Genomic DNA, 20,858 nt, shown 5'->3' with positions numbered 1-20,858 from the left:
GTTCTTCTGGCCGCAAGGTCGTCACGGCTTCATGGTAGCGGAAATTTCGCGATTCTTCTGTTACTCGCGAGTTCATTAAGGGGTTGCGCCGGGGCATAGTCATGACCAAGCACCCAGGGGACGACACAGAAGGGCAAGACGATGAGCGAAAGTCGCCTCAAGGGCGCGGCCGAGGAGCTGCAGCGGCAGTGGGAGACCGACGAGCGCTGGAAGGGCGTCGAGCGGACCTACTCCGCCGAGGACGTCGTCCGGATCCGCGGCTCGGTCCAGGAGGAGCACACCCTCGCGCGCCTCGGCGCCGAGCGGCTCTGGAAGCTCCTGCACGAGGAGGACTACGTCCACTCCCTCGGCGCGCTCACCGGGCTCCAGGCCGTCCAGCAGGTGAAGGCCGGGCTCAAGGCCATCTACCTGTCCGGCTGGCAGGTCGCGGCGGACGCCAACCTGGCGGGCCAGACCTACCCCGACCAGAGCATCTACCCGGCGAACTCGGTCCCGGCCGTCGTGCGCCGGATCAACAACGCGCTGCTGCGCGCCGACCAGGTCCAGTGGGCCGAGGGCCAGGGCGACACGCACTTCCTCGCCCCGATCGTGGCCGACGCCGAGGCCGGCTTCGGCGGCGTGCTGAACGCCTTCGAGCTGATGAAGGGCATGATCGCCGCCGGCGCCGCGGGCGTGCACTGGGAGGACCAGCTGGCCTCCGAGAAGAAGTGCGGGCACCTCGGCGGCAAGGTCCTCATCCCGACCTCGCAGCACATCAAGACCCTGAACACCGCCCGCCTCGCGGCGGACATCTCGGGCGTCTCGTCTCTGATCATCGCGCGGACCGACGCCGAGGCCGCGACCCTGATCACGACGGACGTGGACGAGCGCGACCGCGAGTTCATCACCGGCGAGCGCACCGCCGAGGGCTTCTACCGGGTCCGCAACGGCATCGAGCCGTGCATCGCCCGCGCCAAGGCCTACGCGCCGTACTCCGACCTGATCTGGATGGAGACCGGCACCCCGGACCTGGAGCAGGCGCGCAAGTTCGCCGAGGCGGTCAAGGCCGAGCACCCCGACCAGATGCTGGCCTACAACTGCTCGCCGTCCTTCAACTGGAAGGCGCACCTGGACGACGCGACCATCGCCAAGTTCCAGCGCGAGCTCGGCCACATGGGCTTCAAGTTCCAGTTCATCACGCTGGCCGGCTTCCACGCGCTCAACTACGGCATGTTCGACCTGGCGCACGGCTACGCCCGCGAGGGCATGACGGCCTACGTCGAGCTGCAGGAGCGCGAGTTCGCGGCGGCCGAGAAGGGCTTCACCGCGGTCAAGCACCAGCGCGAGGCCGGCACCGGCTACTTCGACATGGTGAGCACCGCGATCAGCCCGGACTCCTCCACCACGGCGCTGAAGGGCTCCACCGAGGAGGGCCAGTTCCACTGAGCCGGTCCGTGAGCCGGTCCGGCCGTCAGGCCTGATTCCCCCCGAGCAGAAGGCCCCCGCGTCCCTACACCCGCGGGGGCCTTCTGGCGTCCGGACCAAGATCGGTCAATTCTGCGGACAAGTCTCGACATCTTCCGATATTGGGGGCATCGTAAGCACGCTTGTGATCACTCAAGGGAGAGGATCCATCCGATGGCGCAGCGCCACCCCCGCTTCCATCCGTTCCGGGCGACCCCCGGGCGCACGCTCCCGATCGCCGTCGCCGCCCTCTGCGTCGTCGCGCTCGCCCCCGCCGCGTCCGCCGCCGCGCGCCACGACCGCTACGCCCCCGGCTCGGAGGGCGTCGGTGACGCCTACTTCCCGCTCGAGGGCAACGGCGGCTACGACGCGCAGAACTACTCGCTCGACCTGACCTACGACCCCCAGTACGACCAGCTCGACGGCGTCGTCACCCTGACCGCGCGGGCCACCCAGGACCTGTCGAGCTTCGACCTGGACCTGTCCGGCATGGACGTCCAGCGCGTCAAGGTCGACAAGCACAAGGCCGACTACAAGCGGCGCGGCCAGGAACTGGTCATCACGCCGCGCAAGGGCCTGCGCAAGGGCGCGACGTTCACCACCGTCATCACCTACGGCGGCGTCCCGCAGACGATCGTGGGCTCCCCGATCGTCTTCGGCTCCCCCTACGGCTTCCTGCACACCCCGGACGGCGCGTTCGTCGGCGACGAGCCCAACGGCGCGTCCACCTGGTTCCCGGTGAACGACCACCCGAGCGACAAGGCCACCTACGACTTCGAGATCACGGTGCCGAAGGGCCTGACCGTGGTCGCCAACGGCCTGCCCGACGGTCAGCGGGACGAGTCCGCGACGTTCAGCCGCCGCGCCGCCGCCACCGCGGCCAGCACCTTCAAGTGGCGCGAGCGCTACCCGATGGCCAGCTACCTCGCCACCATCGACATCGGCAAGTGGGACGTCAAGCAGGGCAAGTCGCCCGGCGGCATCAACAACTACACCGCCGTCGACCCGGTCCTGCTGGCCGACCAGCCGGACGCGGTGAACTTCTTCTTCGACACCACCAGCGAGGCCACCGACCTGTGGTCGCAGCTCTTCGGCCAGTACGCCTTCGAGACGACCGGCGCGATCGGCGACGACGCCCGCTACAACGGCGAGCCGCTCGGCTTCTCCCTGGAGACGCAGAGCAAGCCGGTGTACTCCGCCGTCCGCAACACCTCCACGATCGCGCACGAGCTCGCGCACCAGTGGTTCGGCGACGCCGTCTCGCCGCAGCGCTGGAAGGACGTGTGGCTGAACGAGAGCTTCGCGACCTTCGCGCAGTGGTACTGGAACGAGAAGCACGGCGGCGCCACCGTCCACGACCAGGCCCGCACCACCTACAACTCGCGGCCGTTCCCGGACCCGGCGGGCCGCCCGTTCTGGTCGGTCGTGACCGCCGACCCGCAGCGCGACACGATGTTCAACCAGCGGGTCTACAGCGGCGGCGGGATGGCGCTGGAGTTCCTGCGCGAGAGGATCGGTGACGACAAGTTCTTCACCCTGCTGCGCACCTGGTACGCCCAGCACAAGTACGGCAACGGCAACACCGAGCAGTTCACCGCCCTGGCCCAGAAGGTCTCCGGCCAGGACCTGACGCAGTTCTTCAAGGACTGGCTGTACTCCCCGATCAAGCCCGACCTCCCGCAGGGCTGACGGGTACGACATCGCCGACTCGCGGCCGGGTCGTCGTCATGGCGGCGCTCATGACGACGACCCGCCGCGATTGAACGCCGTTCGGGTGGACGGCCGGCGGGCACTGTGCGAAATTACGTGGTCGCCGGGGCGGAACCTGTCTAGGCTCCCGGCAAGTGGGCGTCCTTCCGTGGGTGTGGTGGTACGGGTTCCGCCGCCACGCCGCCTACCCGCTCGGCTCCCTGGCCGAGTCGCTGACCAACACCGCGTTCGGCTTCATCCGCGCCTACGTCCTGCTGGCGCTCTGGCACGCCCGGCCCGCGCTCGGCGGCTACGACGCGGCCGACGCCGTCACGTTCTGCTTCATCACCCAGGCGCTGATCGGGCCGGTGCAGATCTTCGGCGGGATGGACCTCACCGAGCGGATCCGCAACGGCGACGTCGCGATCGACCTGCACCGGCCGATCGGGCTCCAGGGCTGGTGGCTGGCCGAGGACCTCGGCCGCGCCGCCGGGTCGCTGCTGCTGCGCGCCGGGCCGCCGCTGGCGGCGGGCGCGCTGATGTTCCCCTTCCACTGGCCCGGCCCGATCGGGCTCGCCGCGTTCGCGGCGGCCGTCGCGCTCGGTGCCCTCGTGAGCTTCTCGATCCGCTACCTGGTGGCGCTCGGGATGTTCTGGCTGCACGACGACCGGGGACTGAACGCGGTCACGCTGGTGATGTCGCTGTTCTTCTCCGGGATGATCCTGCCGCTGGTGGTCTTCCCCGGACGGCTCGGCGACATCGCCCGCGCGCTGCCCTGGTCGGCGCAGATCCAGGTGCCGGCCGACGTCTTCCTCGGCCGCCGCACCGGCGCCGGGCTGCTCGGCGCGCTGGCGTTCCAGGCCGGGTGGGCCGCCGCCCTGCTCGCCGCCGGGTGGCTGCTGACCCGCGCGGCGCGGCGGAGGCTGGTGGTCCACGGTGGCTGACCGGGGAGCCGGGCCGGTGCGGATGTACGTGCTGCTGGCGTGGACGTGGCTGCGCGCGGCGGCCCAGTTCCCGGTGTCGATGGTGCTGCTGGCGCTGGCCACCGCGGTCGTCAGCGGCCTGGACGCGGTGGCGATCGTGGTGCTGTTCTCCCGCGCGCCCCGCATCGCCGGGTTCACCGCGCCCGAGGTGCTGTTCCTGTACGGGACCAGTGCCCTGTCGTTCGCGATCAGCGATATCGGCCTGGGCACGACCGAGCAGCTCGGCGAGCGGGTCCGGCTCGGCACGCTGGACGCGGTGCTGGTGCGGCCGGTCAGCCCGCTGGTCCAGATCGCGACCGAGCAGTTCTCGCCCCGCCGACTCGGCAAGCTCGTCCCCGCGGTGACCGTCCTCGCCCTCGCGCTGCCCCGGCTGGACGGGCCGTGGACGCCGGGCCGGGTCGCGATGGTCCCGCTGATGGTGGCGTCCGGAACGGCGATCTTCGCGGGGCTGTGGGTGCTGACGGCGGCCGTGCAGTTCGTGGTCGTCGACGGCCACGGCGCCGCCAAGTCGCTCACCTACGGCGGCGCTTTCCTCACGCAGTACCCGATGACGATGTTCGCCCGCGACTTCGTGCGCGGGGTGACCTTCGTCGTGCCGCTGGCGTTCGTCAACTGGCAGCCGGCGCTGTACGTCCTGGACCGGCCGGACCCGCTGGGCCTGCCGGGGGCGGTCCGCTTCGCCTCCCCCGCCGTCGGCGCCGCGCTGTGCGGCGCGGCGGCGGTGGCCTGGCGGGCGGGGATCCGGCACTACCGATCGACGGGGAGCTGACACCGATGGCGACGACCGGGGACGAGCCGATGATCCGGGCGGCGGACGTCGTCAAGGCGTTCACCGTCCGGACCCGCTCCGGGGTCCTGCGGCGCGGCCGCACGACGCTGCGCGCGGTGGACGGTGTCTCGTTCGCCGTCCGGCCCGGCGAGTTCGTCGGCTACCTCGGGCCGAACGGCGCGGGCAAGTCGACCACGATCAAGATGCTGACCGGGATCCTCACCCCCTCGTCCGGCGCCCTGCGGGTGTGCGGGCTGGACCCGTCGCGCCGCCGGACGGCCCTCGCCCGCCGGATCGGCGTGGTCTTCGGGCAGCGCACCACGCTGTGGTGGGACCTGCCGCTGCGCGACAGCCTCGCCCTCGTCCGGCGGCTGTACCGGGTCGACGCGGCGGCGCACCGGGCGCGGCTGGCGGAGCTGACCGCGCTGCTGGAGCTGGAGCCGTTCCTGCACACGCCGGTGCGGCAGCTCAGCCTCGGCCAGCGGATGCGCGGCGACCTCGCCGCCGCGCTGCTGCACGACCCGGAGCTGCTGGTGCTGGACGAGCCGACGATCGGGCTGGACGTGGTGAGCAAGACGACCGTCCGCGACTTCCTGGAGCGCACCAACCGCGAGCGCGGCACCACGATCCTGCTGACCACGCACGACCTCGGCGACATCGAGCGGCTCTGCCGCCGCGTCATGATCATCGACCGCGGCCGGCTCGCTTACGACGGCGGGCTGGACGAGCTGCGCCGCACCGTGGACGCCGACCGCACGCTGGTGGTCGAGCTGGCCGAGCCGGCGCCGCCGATCGTCCTCGGCGAGATCGGGGCCGACCGGGTGGAGGGGACACGGCAGTGGCTGCGGGTGCCGCGCGAGGCGAACGCCGCCGCGCTGGTGGCGGCGCTCGCGCAGCGCTACGAGGTCCGCGACATCTCGCTGCGCGAGGCCGGCATCGAGGAGGTCCTCGCCGGGCTCTACCGCGGCGACCACGCGTACTGGTGCTCGGGACGGCCCGTCGCGCCGTAGCGCAGCGTCACCGCGACCCGGCCGGCCTGGGCGAGCCCGGCGAGGTAGCGCTGCGCGGTGGCGCGGGAGATCCCGACGAGGTCGGCGACCTCCGCCGCCGAGCGCGGCTCGTCCGCCGCCCGCAGCGCCTCGGTGATCAGCCGCGCCGTCACCGGCGACTGGCCCTTCGGCGCGGCCGGCTCGGCGTGCAGCGGCGCGTACAGGGTGCGCAGCGCGCCGTCGAGCGCGGCCTGGGACAGCTCGCGCCCGCCGGCCAGCGCCGACCGGTACCGGGCGTAGGCGGTGAGCCGCTCGCCGAGCGCCGCGGCGGTGAACGGTTTGATCAGGTAGTGCAGCGCGCCGCGCGCGAGCGCCTCCCGGACCACGCCGGGGTCCGCCGCCGCCGTCGCCATGATCACGTCCGCGGCCAGCTCGGGCAGCAGCGCCAGGCCCGGCTCGTCCGGCAGGTAGACGTCCAGCAGCACGAGGTCGGGACCCAGCTCGGCGGCCATCGCGCGCGCCTGCGCCGCCGTGTGCGCGAGCCCCCGGACGGCGAAGCCCGCCAGGCCCGCCACGAACCCGGCATGGACCTGCGCCACCCGGAAGTCGTCGTCGACCACGAGGACCCCGATCACCGCACCGCCTCCGCACTCGTCATCGCAACGCCCCCGCGTCCCGTCACCGCGGCGCCTCCGCACCCCGTCATCGCGGCGCCTCCGCGCCCCGTCACCGCGGCGCCTCCGCGCCGAGGACCCCGGGCAGCCGGGCGACCGCGACCGCGCCGGACCCGCCGCCGCCCGGGTCGACGAAGGCGACGTCGCCGCCGCGGGCGCGGGCGGTCCGGCGCGCGAGCCCGAGGCCGAGGCCCCGCGCCCGGCCGCCGGCCGCCTCGCGCGTGGACACCCCGTCGTCGAACACGGCCTCGCGCAGCCCCTCCGCCAGCCCGTCGCCGGAGTCGGCGACGGTGACGTGCAGGTCGCGGCCGTCGCCGAGCAGCTCGACCTCGACCCGGGCGGGACGCCGGCGGCCCAGCCGGGCCGCCTCGACGGCGTTGTCGACGAGGTTGCCGACGACCGTCGTGACGTCCAGCGGCTCGGCGACCCGGCCGGGCACGTAGCTGGCGGAGCCGACGTCCAGCCGGACGCCCTTCTCGGCGGCGACCGCCGACTTGGCCGCCAGGAACGCCCGCAGGTAGGGGTCGGTGAGCGGGTCGGGCTGCTCGTCGGCCTCCGGCGGCCGGCCGACCGCGTCCTCCATCAGCGTGCCGAGGTACCCGGCGGCCTCCTCGGCGTGGCCGAGCTGGAGCAGCCCGGACAGGGTGTGCAGGCGGTTGGCGTACTCGTGCCGCTGCGCGCGCAGCGCGTCGAACAGGGTGCTGACCGAGTCCAGCTCGCGGGCGAGGGTCTCCAGGTCGGTGCGGTCCCGCAGGGTGACGACGGCGCCGAGGTCGCGGCCGTCGCGGCTGACCTCCCGCCGGTTCACCACCAGCACCCGCTCCCCCGCGGTGACGAACAGGTTGGCCGCCTCGCGCCGCCCGGCCAGCACGTCCCGCAGCGCGCCCTCGGGGGCGAGGCCGGCGGCGCCCGCGCCGCGCTCGGGAGCGACGCCGAGGAGCCGGGACGCCTCGTCGTTGCAGACCGCCACGCGGCCCGCGGCGTCGACCGCCACCACGCCCTCGCCGACCCCGTGCAGGACCGCCTCCCGCTCCTGGACCAGCTCGACCAGCTCGTAGGGCTCCAGGCCGAGCGTCTGGCGCTTCAGCCGGCGGCCGATCGCGGCGGACGCCAGCACGCCGAGCAGCACCGCCCCGGCGATGAACAGCGTGAGGTCGCGCAGCAGGCGGGCGAGCTCCCGGTCGATCGCGCCGGCGTCGAACCCGACGCTGACCTCGCCGAGGACACCGCCCTGCGGCCCGTACAACGGGACCTTGCCGCGGGCGGACAGGCCGAGGGTGCCGCGCTCGACGTTGACGACCTCGTGCCCGGCGAGCGCCGCGGACGGGTCGGTGCTCACCCGCCTGCCGACCTCGGACGGCGTCGGGTGCGAGTAGCGGATGCCGTGCCGGTCGGTCACCACGACGAACAGCGCGCCGGTGCGGATCCGGACGCGCTCGGCGCGGTCCTGGACGGCGTGCCCGGGATCGCCCGCGGCCACCGCGGCCTCGATCTGCGGGTCGACGGCGACGGCGCGCGCGACGGTGAGGGCCCGCTGGCCGTACTCCTGGCGCAGCTCGCCGTTGAGCATCCAGGCGACCAGCCCGTAACCGAGGCAGGCCACGACGACGACCACGGCCACCTGCAGGATCAGCACCTGCCGGGCGAACGGGATGCGGGGCCGGACGGACATGCCCCGCACCGTAGACCACGCCGGGCACCGCCGCCCAGACCTCGGCGAGCAGAATGAGCAAAAGTGCGGAATACGCGCTCAACGTGGGGATTCGCGGCTTGCGAGCACATCGCTGGCAAGGGTTCCGGTGACGCGGGCCACATCCCTACCGTGCCGCCATGCCCAAGCGAGCAACCACCCCACAAGACGCGGACGGCGGCCGCGCCGGCGCGGGCGGCGACGCCGTCATCGAGCTGCGGGGCGCCACCAAGCGCTTCCGCTCGTCCGGCGGCGTGCACACCGCGGTCCGCGACCTGAACATGACCGTCCGCGCCGGCGAGTTCGTCGCCGTGGTCGGGCCGACCGGCTGCGGCAAGTCGACCACCCTGTCGCTGGTGTCCGGCCTGGAACCGGCGTCGGAGGGCCGGGCGCTGGTGCACGGCCGGCCGGTCGACGGGATCCCCGACGGCGTCGGTTACATGTTCCAGAACGACGCCGTCCTGCCGTGGCGGAGCGTCCTGGACAACGTCGCGGCCGGTCCCCGCTACCGCGGCGCGTCCAGGCGCGAGGCCCGCGAGCGCGCCCGCGGATGGGTCGAGCGGGTCGGCCTCGCCGGCTTCGAGGGCTACTACCCGCACCAGCTGTCCGGCGGGATGCGCAAGCGCGTCGCGCTCGCCCAGACGCTGGTGAACGAGCCGTCGGTGCTGCTGATGGACGAGCCGTTCTCGGCGCTGGACGTGCAGACGCGCAGCCTCATGCAGGACGAGCTGCTGCGGCTGTGGTCCGGGTCGGGCGCGGCGGTCGTGTTCGTGACCCACGACCTGGAGGAGGCGATCGTCCTGGCCGACCGGGTCGTGGTCATGACGGCCGGGCCCGCGACGATCAAGGGCGCGTTCGCGGTGCCGCTGGAGCGGCCGCGCGACGCCGAGGAGGTCAGGCTCACCGGCGGGTTCCTGGACATCTACCGGGAGGTCTGGGACTCGCTGCGCGAAGAGGTGCAGATCACCCGCGAGAGGGGTGCCGGCCATGCCGCGTGAACCGGAGACCATGCAGGCGGCGCAGCTCACGCAGGTGGACGGCGCCGCCGTGCCCGCCGGCGAGACCGCCCCGGCCGACGGGACCGCCCCGGCCGGCGTGCCGGGCGGGCGGGGCGAGAGGGCGGCGATCGCGCGGATGCGGTCGGCGGGGCTACGCCGCAGGCTCGGCGTCAACGCCGTCCGCGTCCTGCTGATCGCGGCGTGGCTCGGCTCCTGGGAGCTGACGGCGCGCACCTGGATCGACCCCTTCTACTACTCCATGCCGTCCAAGATCTGGGACCGGCTGGTCGGCTGGTTCACCGACGGCACGTCGCAGGGCTCGATCTGGGAGCAGATCTCCTACACCCTGCAGGAGGCGCTGGCCGGGTTCGTGCTCGGCGCCGCCGGCGGCGTGGTGCTCGGCATCGTGCTCGGCCGCAGCCGCTACCTGTCGGACGTGTGCGCGCCGTTCATCAAGGCGGTGAACGCGATCCCGCGCATCATCCTGGCCTCGCTGTTCATCATCTGGTTCGGGCTCGGCATGGAGTCCAAGATCGCGACGGCGTTCGTGCTGGTGTTCTTCGCGGTGTTCTTCAACGCCTTCCAGGGCGCCCGCGAGGTGGACCGGAACCTGGTGAACAACGCGCGGATCCTCGGCGCCGGGCGGCTCCAGGTGCTGTGGACGATCGTGGTGCCGAGCGCCACCTCGTGGATCCTGGCGTCCCTGCACTCGGCGTTCGGGTTCGCCATCATCGGCGCGATCGTCGGCGAGTACACCGGCGCCGACAAGGGCCTCGGCCTGCTCATCAACCACTCCCAGGGCGTGTTCGACTCGGCCGGGATCTACGCCGGGATGATCATCATCACCGTGCTGGCCCTGCTCGCCGAGTGGCTGCTCACCCTCCTCGAGGGCCGGCTGCTGCGCTGGCGCCCGCCGGCCGCCGGGGCCGACGCGCAGATCTGACCGGATCCCCCACCTCCGCACGACCAGGAGAACCACCATGCGCACCACCACCCCCATGCGGGCGACCGCCGCCGCCGTCGCCGCCCTCACCGCCCTGTCCCTGTCCGCCTGCCGCGACTCGCGCGGCGGGGGCGGCGGGGACGCGGACGGCGGCACCGTCAAGATCATGGTCGGCGGCATCGACAAGGTCATCTACCTGCCGGCGAAGCTGACCGAGCAGCTCGGCTACTTCAAGGAGCAGGGGCTGAAGGTCCAGCTGCTCACCGAGCCCGCCGGGGCGCAGGCCGAGAACGTCCTGATCTCCGGGGGCGTGCAGGGCGTCGTCGGCTTCTACGACCACTCCATCCAGCTGCAGACCAAGGGCAAGTGCGTGCAGAGCGTCGTGCAGATGGCCGACGTGCCCGGCGAGGCCGAGATGGTCGCGGCCGGCAGGGCCGGTTCGCTGACGTCCCCGGCCGGGTTCAAGGGGAAGAAGCTCGGCGTCACCAGCCCGGGCTCGTCCACCGACTTCCTCACCCGGGCGCTGGCCGTCCGCAACGGCGTCAAGACCTCCGACTACTCGACGGTGAAGGCGGGCGCGGGCCAGACGTTCATCTCCACCATGGACAACGGCGGCATCGACGCGGGCATGACGACCGACCCCACGATCGCCAAGCTCGTCGGTACCGGCAAGGCGAAGGTCATGGTCGAGATGCGCACCGAGGAGGGCACCCGCCGGGCGCTCGGCGGCCTCTACCCGTCCAGCTCCCTCTACATGGACTGCTCGTACGTGAAGTCGAACGCCGAGACCGTGCAGAAGCTCGCCAACGCCTTCGTCAAGACGCTCGGCTGGATCAAGCAGCACAAGCCGGCGGAAATCGCCGCGAAGATGCCGGCCGACTACGCGGGCGGCGACGCCAAGCTGTACGAGAAGGCGATCGGCGACTCGATCAGCATGTTCAACGGCGACGGCGTCATGAAGGCGGACGCGGCCGAGAACGCCCTCAAGGTGCTCGCGCAGTTCTCGCCCGAGGTGAGCGAGAAGAAGGGCGGGATCGACCTGTCGAAGACCTACACCACCCAGTTCGTCGCCAAGGCGAAGCAGTCCTGACGGAGGGCCGCCCCCGGAGCGGGGCGGGGAACGCGGGCCGGACCTTTCGCGGGGGTCCGGCCCGCCCGTGTCTCCGCGGGCCCGCGGCCCGCCCCGCTCAGCAGCCCGATCAGACGCGCGGTCCGCGGCCGGCGGCGGAGTAGAAGTCCGCGTCGGCGGCCTCGTCGTCGCGGCGGCCGGGGCCCCAGCGGCGCGGCGCCCAGGTCGGGACCAGCAGCGCGAAGCCCATCATGGCGTACGCCCCCGAGCCGAGCAGTGTGCGCAGGCCGTCGTCCATGTCGCCCGACGGCGGCACCTTGGCGGGCAGGTCCAGGATCCGGCCGGGGTCGACCAGGAAGGCGACCGAGAGGCCGAGCAGCGCCAGCGCGGGCACGAGCGAGACCAGCGGCGACGCCCAGCGCGCCACGATGATCACGCCCATCACCAGGCCGACGGCGGCGAGCAGCGCGAAGGCCCCGTAGATCCGGGTGCGGTCGGTGATCTCCTGTCCGGTCCCGTCGAAGGACTGGCCGCCCTGCACGAAGCCCCAGGCCGCGCCGTACGCCAGCGCCGGGGTCAGCAGGACGCCGAGGAAGAAGCCGAACGCATGGCGCACCGCGCATCACATCCCATCGAACGCGCGCCGTTCCGGTACGCGTCCATCACAACATGCGCACCGTGTGCAGCGCAGTAAATCCGGACTTATCGCGCCGCTTTGGTCGATGACGGGCAGGACCTGCAGCGAATCTTCAGGGAACGTCCAGCAAACCGCCAACCACCCCGCCCACCCGGGCGTCCAACCGTCAACAAGATCACGTAGGCGGGAGCGTGAACCCGTTCCGCCCCCGCGGCGGACAGAACAAGGAAGGGCCGCACACCGGAACGTCCTCGGGGGACACATTGATCAGACTGAGGGAGCCCGCCGCCGGCGGGATCCACGCCGGCGCGCCGAGGGCGCGCCGGGCGGAACGCGGCCTGGACGCGGCCGTCGACGCCGCCGTCCTGCTGTTCGCGTTATGGACGCTCGTTTACCACCTCGGCCTGCTGGTACGGCCGCCGACCTGGGTGCTGCTCGCCTGCTGGCTCGGTGCGGCCGCGGCGGCCGCCGCCGTGTACGCGGCGCGCGTGCTGCGGCACGGGGCCGCGCCCGAGCCGCCGTGGCCGGAGCCGCCCTGCCCGGAGCCGCCCGCGCCGGGGGTCTCCGCTCCCCCGCGCGCTCTCGCTCTCACCGCCGTCATCGCGGCGATCACGGCGGGCACGAGCGCGGGACTGCACACCTCCGGCGCCCCGTGGTGGTGCGCCTGGGCGTTCGGCCTGGTCAGCGTGGCCGCGTCCGCCGCCTGCCTGCTGCGCCGCCGCGTCCCCGCCGGCGAAGCGGCGCCCGGTGACGCCCGGCCGTCCGAGCCCGACGGTCTCGCGCCCGGCCGTCCCGAGGGGTTCGGAGCGGACGGGCCCGCGGCGGCCACCGCGCCCGCGAGCCGGTGGGGGACGCCGCTCGCTCTGGCCACCGCCGCCGGGTTCTCCGTCGCGTCGCTGTTCATCGTCAACTCCGACGGCGACGACTCCTACTTCGTGTCGCGGTCGGTCGCGACGGCCGCGACGGGACACATCCCGTTCAGGGACGTCATCTTCACCTCGGGCAGGACCGGGCCGATCGCCGGGGAGCCGCCGGTCTCCTCGATCGAGGTGCTCGCCGGGGCCCTCGCGCGGCTCGCCGGGATACCGGCGGCCTCCTTCGTGTACTACCTGATGCTGCCGGTGGTCGTCTTCATCGCGGTGTGGGCGGTGTGGCGGCTGGCCCGCGCGTGGGCGCCGCGCCGCGCCGCGCTGTGCTTCGCGATCGCGGCGGTGTACCTGCTGTGGTCCGGGCTCGGCCCCGCGTCGCTCGGGTCGTTCCATCTCCTGCGGATGTGGCAGGGCAAGGCCGTGCTGGTGTCGGCGCTGGTCCCGCTGTTGTACGTGCACCTGACGCGCTGGGCCGAGCGGCGGTCGCGGCGGGACCTGGCGATGCTCGCCGCCTGCGGCGTCGCCGGCACCGGGCTCACGTCCTCGGCCGCGTTCGTCCTGCCCCTGGTCGTCGGCGCCGCCGCCGTCCCGCTGGTCGCGTCGGGGCGGGTCCGCGACGGGCTGGCCGCCTGCGCCGCGCTGGCCTACCCCGTCGGCGCCGGCCTCGCGGTGACGCTGATGCACCACGACACCACCGTCACCGGGTGGGTCGGCTCCGCCTCCGACGACTACCGGTGGGTGCTGCTCTACGCCGCGCCGGGCGTCCTCGCGGGGTGCGCGCTGTGGCTGGCCCCCTGGACGGCGCGGCGCGGCGTCCCCGCGCTCGTCGGCGCCGGTGTGGCCGCGCTGGTCACGCTCCTCCTCGTGCCGGGCATGCTCGGCCTCGCGGCGGACGTGACGGGGGCGGGACAGGTGCTCTGGCGGACGATGTGGGTCGTGCCCGCGCCCGTGCTGATCGGGCTGCTCGCCACGGTGCGCGTCCCCCTGCCGGCGGGCGTGCGGCGAGGAAGGGAGCGCACGATCGGCGTCCTCGCCGCCCTCCTGCCCGCCGCCGCGCTGGCGATCACGCTGGTCGCGGGCGGGACGCCGGTGTGGTCGGCGTCGAACGGCTCGGTCGTCGCGTCCCGGCCGTCCTGGAAGCTTCCCCCCGCGCAGGTGGGGACGGCCCGCGCGGTGGTGGCGCTGGCGCGTACCGGCGGCGTGGTGGTGATGCCGCAGGCGTACATGCGGGCGGTGCCGCTGCTCACGGCCCGCGTCCACGCGGCCAATCCCAACTCCCACTACCTCAGGAACCTGCCGGTGCCGGCGCGGTTCGTCGAGGACCGGCGCGTGCTGACGGCGGCGGTGCGCAGGCCGGGCGGCCGCAAGCCCCCGCTCGCCGAACTGCGGGGCGCCCTGCACCGCGCCGGCGTCGCCGTCGCCTGCGCGCGGCCCCGCGACCGGTACGGGCTGGCACTGCTGGAGCAGGCCGGCTTCGGGGGCCGCCGCCGGGTCGGCGGTCTGATCTGCCTCTTTCCGGAACGAGGAGGCCGTACCCCTTAGGGCCGTTTCGACCGTGTCTGTCCGGGCATCGGCGCTGCATTCGATCCGACGCACGTTGGAGGACAGACAATGTCGACCGCCATCATGGTCGTCATCGCCGTGGTCATCATCGCCGCCCTGGCGGCGGTCGCGTTCCTGGCCTGGAGGCAGGCGCGGACGCGGCGGCTGAAGCGGCGGTTCGGCCCCGAGTACGAGCGGGCCGTCCGGGAGCACGGCGGCCGCGCCGCGGCCGAGCGCGAGCTGCTCGGCCGCGAGCAGCGCCATCAGGAACTCGAACTGCGCGACCTCGACCCGCGCCGCCGCGAGCAGTACCGCGAGCAGTGGGTGCGCGTCCAGGAGCGCTTCGTCGACGCCCCCGAGTCGGCCGTCGAGCAGGCCGACGGCCTGGTCACCGTCGTGATGGGCGAGCGCGGCTACCCCACCCACGGGTTCGAGGAGAAGGCCGCCCACCTGTCGGTGGAGCACGGCCGGACGCTCGACCACTACCGGCGCGGCCACGACATCAGCGGGCGCGCCGCGGACAAGCAGGCCTCCACCGAGGAACTGCGCCAGGCCATGGTGCACTACCGCGCCCTGTTCGAGGAGCTGCTGTCCGTCCCGGTCCAGCGCCCCGCTCCCGAGGACGCCGGTGAGGACGCGCCGCGCGCCCCGGCGGCGCGCGAGCCGGAGGCGGGCGCGCCGGAGGCGGGCGCGGAACCGGCGCCCGAGGCGGGCGCCCGGGTGCCCGGTCCCCGCGAGGGCGACCGCGCGGGCGACCGCGACGACGAGCAGACCCCGAGGAGCTGAGCACCGATGGAGCACACGCGACCGGAGCAGGCGGCCTCCCCCGCCGGCCGCACGGCCGCAGAGGAGCGGGCCCGCGCCGCCGGGACGGCCGACCCGGCCGTGGCCGGCGACACCCACGTCGCCGGGCCGCCGCCGAAGCCCCCGGAGGCGGCCGAGGACACCTCCCCCGACCCCCTCCCCGCGGCCGGGCTCGCCGACGGCGAGGTGGCGACCGGCTTCCCGAGCCCCGGCACCGGCGGCGCGCAACCCGGCCTGCGCCCCACCGCGTCCCGCCTCGGCGGAGTCCCGGAGCGGCTGCTCGACCCGGCGGACGCGGAGCGGTTCCGGGAGCGCTGGCGCGACGTGCAGTCCGCCTTCGTCGACGACCCGGCGGACTCCGTCCGCAAGGCCGACACGCTCGCGGCGGAGGTCGTCGACGCGCTGAGCGGCGCGGTCGCGGCGCACCGCCGCACGCTCTCCGAGGACCTCGGCAAGCACGACGAACCGGACACCGAGCGGCTCCGGCTCGCGCTGCGCGGGTACCGGGACCTCCTGGACCGGATCTTCGCGGCCTGACCCGGCCGGCGGCCGGGTCGGGCCGCCGGCCATTGAGGAATCGGTAGACGGCCCCGCGTGCCGCGCTCGCGATCCCGGGTGGAGGGGAGGCCCCCTTCACCACCGCGAGCGCGGCGCGCGGGGCCCGGCCGCGCTCCTCGTCAAGAGGGGGCCCGAGGGTGAATACTGAACGCCATTCGGTTAGACGCCCCCCGAGCGGAGGAGCAACGGTGCCCGAGAACTTCGCGATGACCATCGACGGCGCGGCGGTGGACGCGCCCGCCACCTTCGGAGTGGTCAACCCGGCGACCGGCGAGGTGGCCGAGCAGGCGCCCGACGCCTCCCGCGAGCAGTTGGACGCGGCGATGGCCGCCGCCCAGGCCGCCTACCCGGCATGGCGCCGCGACGAGGCGGTCCGGCGCAAGGCGCTGCTGGCCGCGGCCGACGTCATGTTCGCCCGGTCCGAGGAGATCGGCCGCATCCTCACCCTGGAGCAGGGCAAGCCGCTCGCCGACGGGACGATGGAGGTCGTCGGCGCCGGGGTGTGGCTGAAGTACTTCGCCGAGTTGGAGCTGCCCCGCGAGGTCATCCAGGACGACGACAACGCCGTGGTGGAGGTCGTCCGCCGCCCGATGGGCGTCGTCGCCGCCATCACCCCGTGGAACTTCCCGCTGCTGCTCGCGATCTGGAAGCTCGCGCCGGCGCTGCTGGCCGGCAACACGATGGTGCTCAAGCCGTCCCCGTTCACCCCGCTGTCCAGCCTGAAGCTCGGCGAGGTCCTGCGCGACGTGCTGCCGCCCGGCGTGCTCAACGTGGTGACCGGCGGCGACGAGCTGGGCGCCTGGATGACCGCGCACGACGTCCCGCGCAAGATCAGCTTCACCGGCAGCGTGGCCACCGGCAAGCGGGTCGCCGCGGCCGCCGCGCCGGACCTCAAGCGGGTCACGCTGGAGCTCGGCGGCAACGACCCGGCGATCCTGCTGGACGACGCCGACCCGGCGGCGGTCGCGGCCAAGGTGTTCGGCGGCGCGTTCCAGAACAACGGCCAGGTCTGCTCGGCGATCAAGCGGGTGTACGTGCCGGAGGCGCTCTACGGCGACGTCGTGGACGCGCTCGCCGAGCAGGCGAAGGCCGTCAAGGTCGGCAACGGCTTGGAGGAGGGCGTCCAGTACGGGCCCATCAACAACCGGCCGCAGTTCGAGCGGGTCGGCGAGCTGGTCGCCGACGCCCTCGCCGGCGGCGCCCGCGCGGCGGCGGGCGGCAAGCCGATCGACGGCCCCGGCTACTTCTTCGAGCCGACGATCCTCGCCGACGTCTCCGACGGGACCCGGATCGTGGACGAGGAGCAGTTCGGGCCCGCGCTCCCGGTCATCAAGTACACCGATCTGGACGACGCCCTCGCCCGCGCGAACGGCACCCACTTCGGGCTGTCGGGCTCGGTGTGGAGCGCCGACGCCGACCGCGCCGCCGAGGTCGCGGCGCAGCTGGAGTGCGGCACCGCGTGGGTGAACACCCACCTCGCGCTCGCGCCGCACCAGCCGTTCGGCGGCTTCAAGTGGAGCGGCGTCGGCGTCGAGAACGGCCCGTGGGGCCTGTACGGCTTCACGGAGATGCAGGTGATCCACCGCTCGAAGCACTGAGCGTCCGGCGGGAGGGGCCGGCCGGACGGGCCGGTCCCCTCCCCCACCGCCTCCTCCTTCGATCGACATGTGCGGTAAGTCACGACTTCGAGTCCGGAAAGTGACATCACCACTACTGGCGGTCCGCTGCCGGAATGGGACACTTTCTGAGCGGGGGCCGTGGGGACCGCACCTGCCGACCGTGGAGGGGCCGGATGCAGACATGGGACGTCATGCGCCAGGACGACCTCGGCAACCAGTTCCAGGTGGCTTCGCACGACTCGCGGGTCTCCGCGCTCGCGCAGGTCCTGGCGATGGAGAGCGGGGTCCCGCACAAGCAGGCCTACTGGGTGCAGGGGCCGCCCGGCCCGGCCGTCCGGACCAACCGCGACCTCTACCTGATCTTCCTGCAGCTCGGCCAGGAGGCGCGGGCGGCGTCCTGGTCGCTGTCGGCGTTCCTGCGGGCGCTGTGGAAGGTGTCCGCTCCGCTGCGTGACAACGAGCGGCTCGAACCCGACGACGTCGCGGCGATGTTCGCCGCCGCGTCCACCACCCCGCCCGCCGAGTTCGACCCGGCGTGGAGCGCCAAGGACCTGTCGCTGCCCGGCCACCGGCCGGAGGGGTACGCCGACTGGGAGCGGGTCGTGCTGTCCCAGCTCGCCGACCTGGAGGAGTTCCTCGTCAGCCCGCCGGGCCCGCAGGCGCGGTTCGGCGTCGACGCGCCGCGCCCGCCCGGTTCGGGGGCCCGCGCCACCCCGGCCCGCTGGTACAACTTCGACCCGGCGACGTACCTGGAATGCGCGGTCGCCGGAAGCCTCGGCGGCTGGGACGCGGCGGACGGCGCGCGGGTGCCGCTGCCCACCGCGGCCGGGGAGCCGCCGGCCCGCTCCTACGTCCGCGAGATCACCGAGATGAGCTGGGGCGACCTGGCGCGGATCGCGGTGTGCGGGCAGATGTACGAATGAGCCGCCGGCCCGCGCGACCGCGGCGTTCTGTCGGCGGCCGGTGGTAGGACTGGGGCATGGACGGCAGGCCGGTCGAGATCCGCGACCGCGGCGGCTGGCTGGAGGCGACCGGGCGCCCGCACCGCGCGCTGCGCCCTTTCCTGCGCGCCTATCAGGGGTACTGGGAGCCGGAGGCCGTCCCGTCCCGGATGCGCACGCTCCCGACCCGCAGCGCCGTCGTCATCGTCAACCTCGGCCCGCCGATGCGGCTGGAGGTGCCGGGGCCCGGCGCCGCCGCCGAGCTGGGGTCGTTCGCCGCCGGGATGCACGACGGGCACGGCGCCTACAGCACGCCGGGCGGGCAGCACGGCGTGCAGCTCGACCTCAGCCCGCTGGGCGCGTACACGCTCCTCGGCGTCCCGATGGCGCGGATCACCAACGCCGCCGTCGAGCTGCCCGACCTGCTCGGGCCGGAGGCGGCGGAACTCGTGGAGCGGCTCGCCGCGACGCCGTCCTGGGGTGACCGGTTCGATCTGCTGGACGCCTTCCTGCTGCGCCGCCTCGAGATCGGCCCCGAGCCGGACCCGGAGGTGGCCCGGGCGTGGCGGCTGCTGCGCGGCAGCGACGGCGCCGTCGGGGTCGCGCGGCTCGCCGCGGACGTCGGCTGGAGCCGCCGGCACCTCACCCAGCGGTTCACCGAGCAGGCCGGGCTGCCGCCCAAGGTGATGGGCCGCGTGCTGCGCTTCCAGCGCGCCGTCGAGCTGCTGTCGCGCCACGGCCTCGGCCTGGCCGACGCCGCCGCTCTCAGCGGCTACTACGACCAGGCGCACCTGAACCGGGAGTTCCGCGCGTTGTCGGGGTGCACGCCGTCCGAACTGCTCGGCGGGCAGCTGGAGCAGCAGCGCGTCACCACCGCCGCCGAGCCCGCCTGACCGGAGCCCCGACCGAGACGCGGGCCGGGCGCATGGAACGGGCCTGAGCGGCAATACCGCAGACGAGTCCCCCGGAGGTGCACGATGGCCTGGCTCGGAGTGGTCCTGCTCGTCGCGGGCGGCGCCACCGTCCTCACCGCCGACGGGCGCCTCGGCGGCGTCGACCTCGCCCTCGCGGGCGCCGTCGCGCTGGCCGTCGGCGCGTTCCTGCTGGTCGTGGCGATCCTGAGGCTGCGCCGGCGGCGCCGTCCCGGCCCGGTGGCCGCGGGCGCGCAGGCGTACTACCGGACGTCCACCGGCAAGATCGTCGCGATGGTCGTCGCCGTGCTGTACATCGTGTCGCCGATCGATCTCATCCCGGACGTGTTCCTGCCGGTCGGCGTCGTGGACGACGCCACCGCGCTCACCTGGCTGCTGTTCGCGTTCGGCCAGGAGTACACCCGCCGCTCGCGCGCGCGGCGCGCGGTCGCCGCCGGGCCGGAGCGCGCGGCGGAGCCTAGCCCCGGCTCACTCCCCCGCCGAGGTTCATCACGATGACGCCCAGCACGATGATCACCGCGCCGGCGATCGTCAGCGGCTTGAGCTGCTCGCCGAACAGGAGCACGCCGCCGGCGAACGCCCCGATGGTGCCGAGGGCGGACCAGATCGCGTAGACCGGTCCGACGTTCAGCGAGGTGAGCGCCTTGGCCATGAACGCGAACGAGATCAGGTACCCGGCGACGACCAGCACCGACGGGCCGAGCCTGCTCATCCCCTCCGAGGCGCGCATCGCCAGCGTGGCGGTGACCTCGAACGCGATCGCGAAGGCCAAGAGGACGTACGGCATCGCAGGAGTCTATGGGACGCCTTCCGGTCCTTTCAGGCGGCCTGGGCGGCGATCGCCTCGAACACCTTCATGTCGGCGTCCCATTGCGTGCCCGGACGCGGCCAGTGCAGCGCGATCTCGGTGATGCCGAGTTCGGCGTACCGGCCCGCGAGGTCGGCGAACGCCTCCGGCGAGGCCAGCCACGGCTCGTCGGTGAACCCGGTCAGCAGGACGCGGTCGTCGAGGTCGCGGCCTTCGGCCTCGCACGCCTTGCCGAGCGCCTCCAGTCGCTCGCGGACCACGTCCTGCGGCGCGCGGCCCTCGGCGCGCCCGCTGGTCACCCAGCCGGAGCCGTGCCGGGCGGCCAGCCGCATGCCGCGCGGGCCGTCGCCCGCGATCACGAACGGGACGCGCGGCCGCTGCACGCAGCCGGGCTCGGAGACCACCTCGCGGGCGGTGTAGAACGCCCCCTCGGACGTCGTCTCGGGGCCGCGCAGCACCCGGTCGAGCAGCTCGACCCATTCGGCGAACCGGTCCGCGCGCTCGCCGGACGTCCAGTCGCCCCCGAGGACGCCGGCGTCGGAGTTGCGGTTGGTCCCGCCGGACCCGATCCCGATGGTGAGCCGGCCGCCGCTCACATGGTCGATGGTCTTGATCGCGTGCGCGGTCGGCACCGGGTGCCGGAAGTTCGGCGAGGTGACGAGGGTGCCGAGCCGGACCCGCGAGGTGACCGCCGCCGCGGCGGCCATCGTCGTGTACGCGTCGTACCAGGGCGTCGTCCCGCGCCAGGCCAGGTGGTCGTACACCCAGGCGTGGTGGAACCCCAGCTCCTCGGCGCGCCGCCACAGGTCCCCGGCCTCCGGCCATGACTGCATCGGCCACATCACCGTGCTGATCCGCGGTGCGGTCACTGCTCCCCCGTCCTCGCCATGGACGCCCCGCC

General features: G+C 73.8%; 20 protein-coding genes. 15 read left to right on the top strand and 5 right to left on the bottom strand.

Annotated elements, in window-relative coordinates; genetic code table 11:
- Nucleotides 1-141: 141 nt before the first annotated feature.
- From aceA to ACA514_RS08335, 5 genes are all read left to right on the top strand, one after another.
- Complete coding sequence (gene aceA / locus ACA514_RS08355) at nucleotides 142-1,425, top strand: isocitrate lyase (protein WP_375040441.1); 1,284 nt, start codon at nucleotides 142-144, stop codon at nucleotides 1,423-1,425.
- 192 nt (nucleotides 1,426-1,617) lie between these two features.
- A complete protein-coding gene (locus ACA514_RS08350; protein ID WP_375040440.1) occupies nucleotides 1,618-3,132 on the top strand; it encodes a M1 family metallopeptidase in 1,515 nt (504 codons plus the stop codon).
- Between the two features lie 155 nt (nucleotides 3,133-3,287).
- The gene (locus ACA514_RS08345; protein ID WP_375040439.1) at nucleotides 3,288-4,076 is read left to right on the top strand and encodes an ABC transporter permease; all 789 of its coding nucleotides are present in this window, start codon (nucleotides 3,288-3,290) and stop codon (nucleotides 4,074-4,076) included.
- A 22-nt stretch (nucleotides 4,077-4,098) separates the two neighbouring features.
- On the top strand, nucleotides 4,099-4,884 hold the full coding sequence (locus tag ACA514_RS08340; protein ID WP_375040694.1) for an ABC transporter permease: 786 nt from the start codon (nucleotides 4,099-4,101) through the stop codon (nucleotides 4,882-4,884).
- Between the two features lie 5 nt (nucleotides 4,885-4,889).
- On the top strand, nucleotides 4,890-5,894 hold the full coding sequence (locus tag ACA514_RS08335) for an ATP-binding cassette domain-containing protein (protein WP_375040438.1): 1,005 nt from the start codon (nucleotides 4,890-4,892) through the stop codon (nucleotides 5,892-5,894).
- On the opposite strand, the gene ACA514_RS08330 is transcribed toward ACA514_RS08335, so the two are convergent.
- Together ACA514_RS08330 and ACA514_RS08325 are read right to left on the bottom strand one after the other, a co-directional pair.
- Complete coding sequence (locus tag ACA514_RS08330; protein ID WP_375040437.1) at nucleotides 5,843-6,508, bottom strand: response regulator; 666 nt, start codon at nucleotides 6,506-6,508, stop codon at nucleotides 5,843-5,845. The genes ACA514_RS08335 and ACA514_RS08330 overlap by 52 nt on opposite strands.
- A gap of 91 nt (nucleotides 6,509-6,599) precedes the next feature.
- Nucleotides 6,600-8,219, bottom strand: a complete 1,620-nt coding sequence (locus ACA514_RS08325; RefSeq protein WP_375040436.1) for an ATP-binding protein — start codon at nucleotides 8,217-8,219, stop codon at nucleotides 6,600-6,602.
- 158 nt (nucleotides 8,220-8,377) lie between these two features.
- Between ACA514_RS08325 and ACA514_RS08320 the strand changes: the two genes are divergently transcribed.
- Genes ACA514_RS08320 through ACA514_RS08310 form a run of 3 tightly spaced genes read left to right on the top strand, consistent with a single transcriptional unit; the run spans nucleotide 8,378 to nucleotide 11,268 of the window.
- Complete coding sequence (locus ACA514_RS08320; RefSeq protein WP_375040435.1) at nucleotides 8,378-9,235, top strand: ABC transporter ATP-binding protein; 858 nt, start codon at nucleotides 8,378-8,380, stop codon at nucleotides 9,233-9,235.
- The gene (locus tag ACA514_RS08315; protein ID WP_375040434.1) at nucleotides 9,225-10,178 is read left to right on the top strand and encodes an ABC transporter permease; all 954 of its coding nucleotides are present in this window, start codon (nucleotides 9,225-9,227) and stop codon (nucleotides 10,176-10,178) included. Before ACA514_RS08320 ends, ACA514_RS08315 begins: the two co-directional genes overlap by 11 nt.
- Nucleotides 10,179-10,215: 37 nt before the next feature.
- A complete protein-coding gene (locus ACA514_RS08310; RefSeq protein ID WP_375040433.1) occupies nucleotides 10,216-11,268 on the top strand; it encodes an ABC transporter substrate-binding protein in 1,053 nt (350 codons plus the stop codon).
- 109 nt (nucleotides 11,269-11,377) lie between these two features.
- Here the strand turns inward: ACA514_RS08310 and ACA514_RS08305 are convergent, their stop codons facing one another.
- On the bottom strand, nucleotides 11,378-11,863 hold the full coding sequence (locus ACA514_RS08305) for a hypothetical protein (RefSeq protein ID WP_375040432.1): 486 nt from the start codon (nucleotides 11,861-11,863) through the stop codon (nucleotides 11,378-11,380).
- A 284-nt stretch (nucleotides 11,864-12,147) separates the two neighbouring features.
- Between ACA514_RS08305 and ACA514_RS08300 the strand changes: the two genes are divergently transcribed.
- The 7 genes from ACA514_RS08300 to ACA514_RS08270 all read left to right on the top strand — a co-directional run bounded on the left by ACA514_RS08300 (nucleotide 12,148) and on the right by ACA514_RS08270 (nucleotide 19,647).
- Complete coding sequence (locus tag ACA514_RS08300) at nucleotides 12,148-14,295, top strand: DUF6077 domain-containing protein (protein ID WP_375040431.1); 2,148 nt, start codon at nucleotides 12,148-12,150, stop codon at nucleotides 14,293-14,295.
- A 69-nt stretch (nucleotides 14,296-14,364) separates the two neighbouring features.
- Complete coding sequence (locus tag ACA514_RS08295; RefSeq protein WP_375040430.1) at nucleotides 14,365-15,081, top strand: hypothetical protein; 717 nt, start codon at nucleotides 14,365-14,367, stop codon at nucleotides 15,079-15,081.
- Between the two features lie 6 nt (nucleotides 15,082-15,087).
- Nucleotides 15,088-15,636 (top strand): hypothetical protein, encoded by a 549-nt coding sequence (locus ACA514_RS08290; RefSeq protein WP_375040429.1) that lies wholly within the window; start codon nucleotides 15,088-15,090, stop codon nucleotides 15,634-15,636.
- Between the two features lie 209 nt (nucleotides 15,637-15,845).
- Nucleotides 15,846-17,255 (top strand): aldehyde dehydrogenase family protein, encoded by a 1,410-nt coding sequence (locus tag ACA514_RS08285; RefSeq protein WP_375040428.1) that lies wholly within the window; start codon nucleotides 15,846-15,848, stop codon nucleotides 17,253-17,255.
- 194 nt (nucleotides 17,256-17,449) lie between these two features.
- Nucleotides 17,450-18,199: a hypothetical protein gene (locus tag ACA514_RS08280; protein ID WP_375040427.1), complete on the top strand. Its 750-nt coding sequence runs from the start codon at nucleotides 17,450-17,452 to the stop codon at nucleotides 18,197-18,199.
- Between the two features lie 56 nt (nucleotides 18,200-18,255).
- Entirely contained in the window at nucleotides 18,256-19,110 is an 855-nt protein-coding gene (locus ACA514_RS08275; protein WP_375040426.1) for a helix-turn-helix domain-containing protein, read from the top strand.
- 84 nt (nucleotides 19,111-19,194) lie between these two features.
- Nucleotides 19,195-19,647 (top strand): YkvA family protein, encoded by a 453-nt coding sequence (locus ACA514_RS08270; protein ID WP_375040425.1) that lies wholly within the window; start codon nucleotides 19,195-19,197, stop codon nucleotides 19,645-19,647.
- On the opposite strand, the gene ACA514_RS08265 is transcribed toward ACA514_RS08270, so the two are convergent.
- Together ACA514_RS08265 and ACA514_RS08260 are read right to left on the bottom strand one after the other, a co-directional pair.
- Complete coding sequence (locus ACA514_RS08265) at nucleotides 19,607-19,936, bottom strand: DMT family transporter (RefSeq protein ID WP_375040424.1); 330 nt, start codon at nucleotides 19,934-19,936, stop codon at nucleotides 19,607-19,609. The genes ACA514_RS08270 and ACA514_RS08265 overlap by 41 nt on opposite strands.
- Before the next feature lie 32 nt (nucleotides 19,937-19,968).
- The gene (locus ACA514_RS08260) at nucleotides 19,969-20,826 is read right to left on the bottom strand and encodes an LLM class flavin-dependent oxidoreductase (RefSeq protein WP_375040423.1); all 858 of its coding nucleotides are present in this window, start codon (nucleotides 20,824-20,826) and stop codon (nucleotides 19,969-19,971) included.
- Between the last annotated feature and the right edge of the window lie 32 nt (nucleotides 20,827-20,858).

This window comes from Actinomadura sp. NTSP31, from assembly GCF_041951385.1.
In the GTDB taxonomy this organism is placed as follows: domain Bacteria; phylum Actinomycetota; class Actinomycetes; order Streptosporangiales; family Streptosporangiaceae; genus Spirillospora; species Spirillospora napierensis.
The sequence above is the reverse complement of the archived record's forward strand: the minus strand, read 5'-3'. Positions and strand labels throughout refer to the sequence as shown.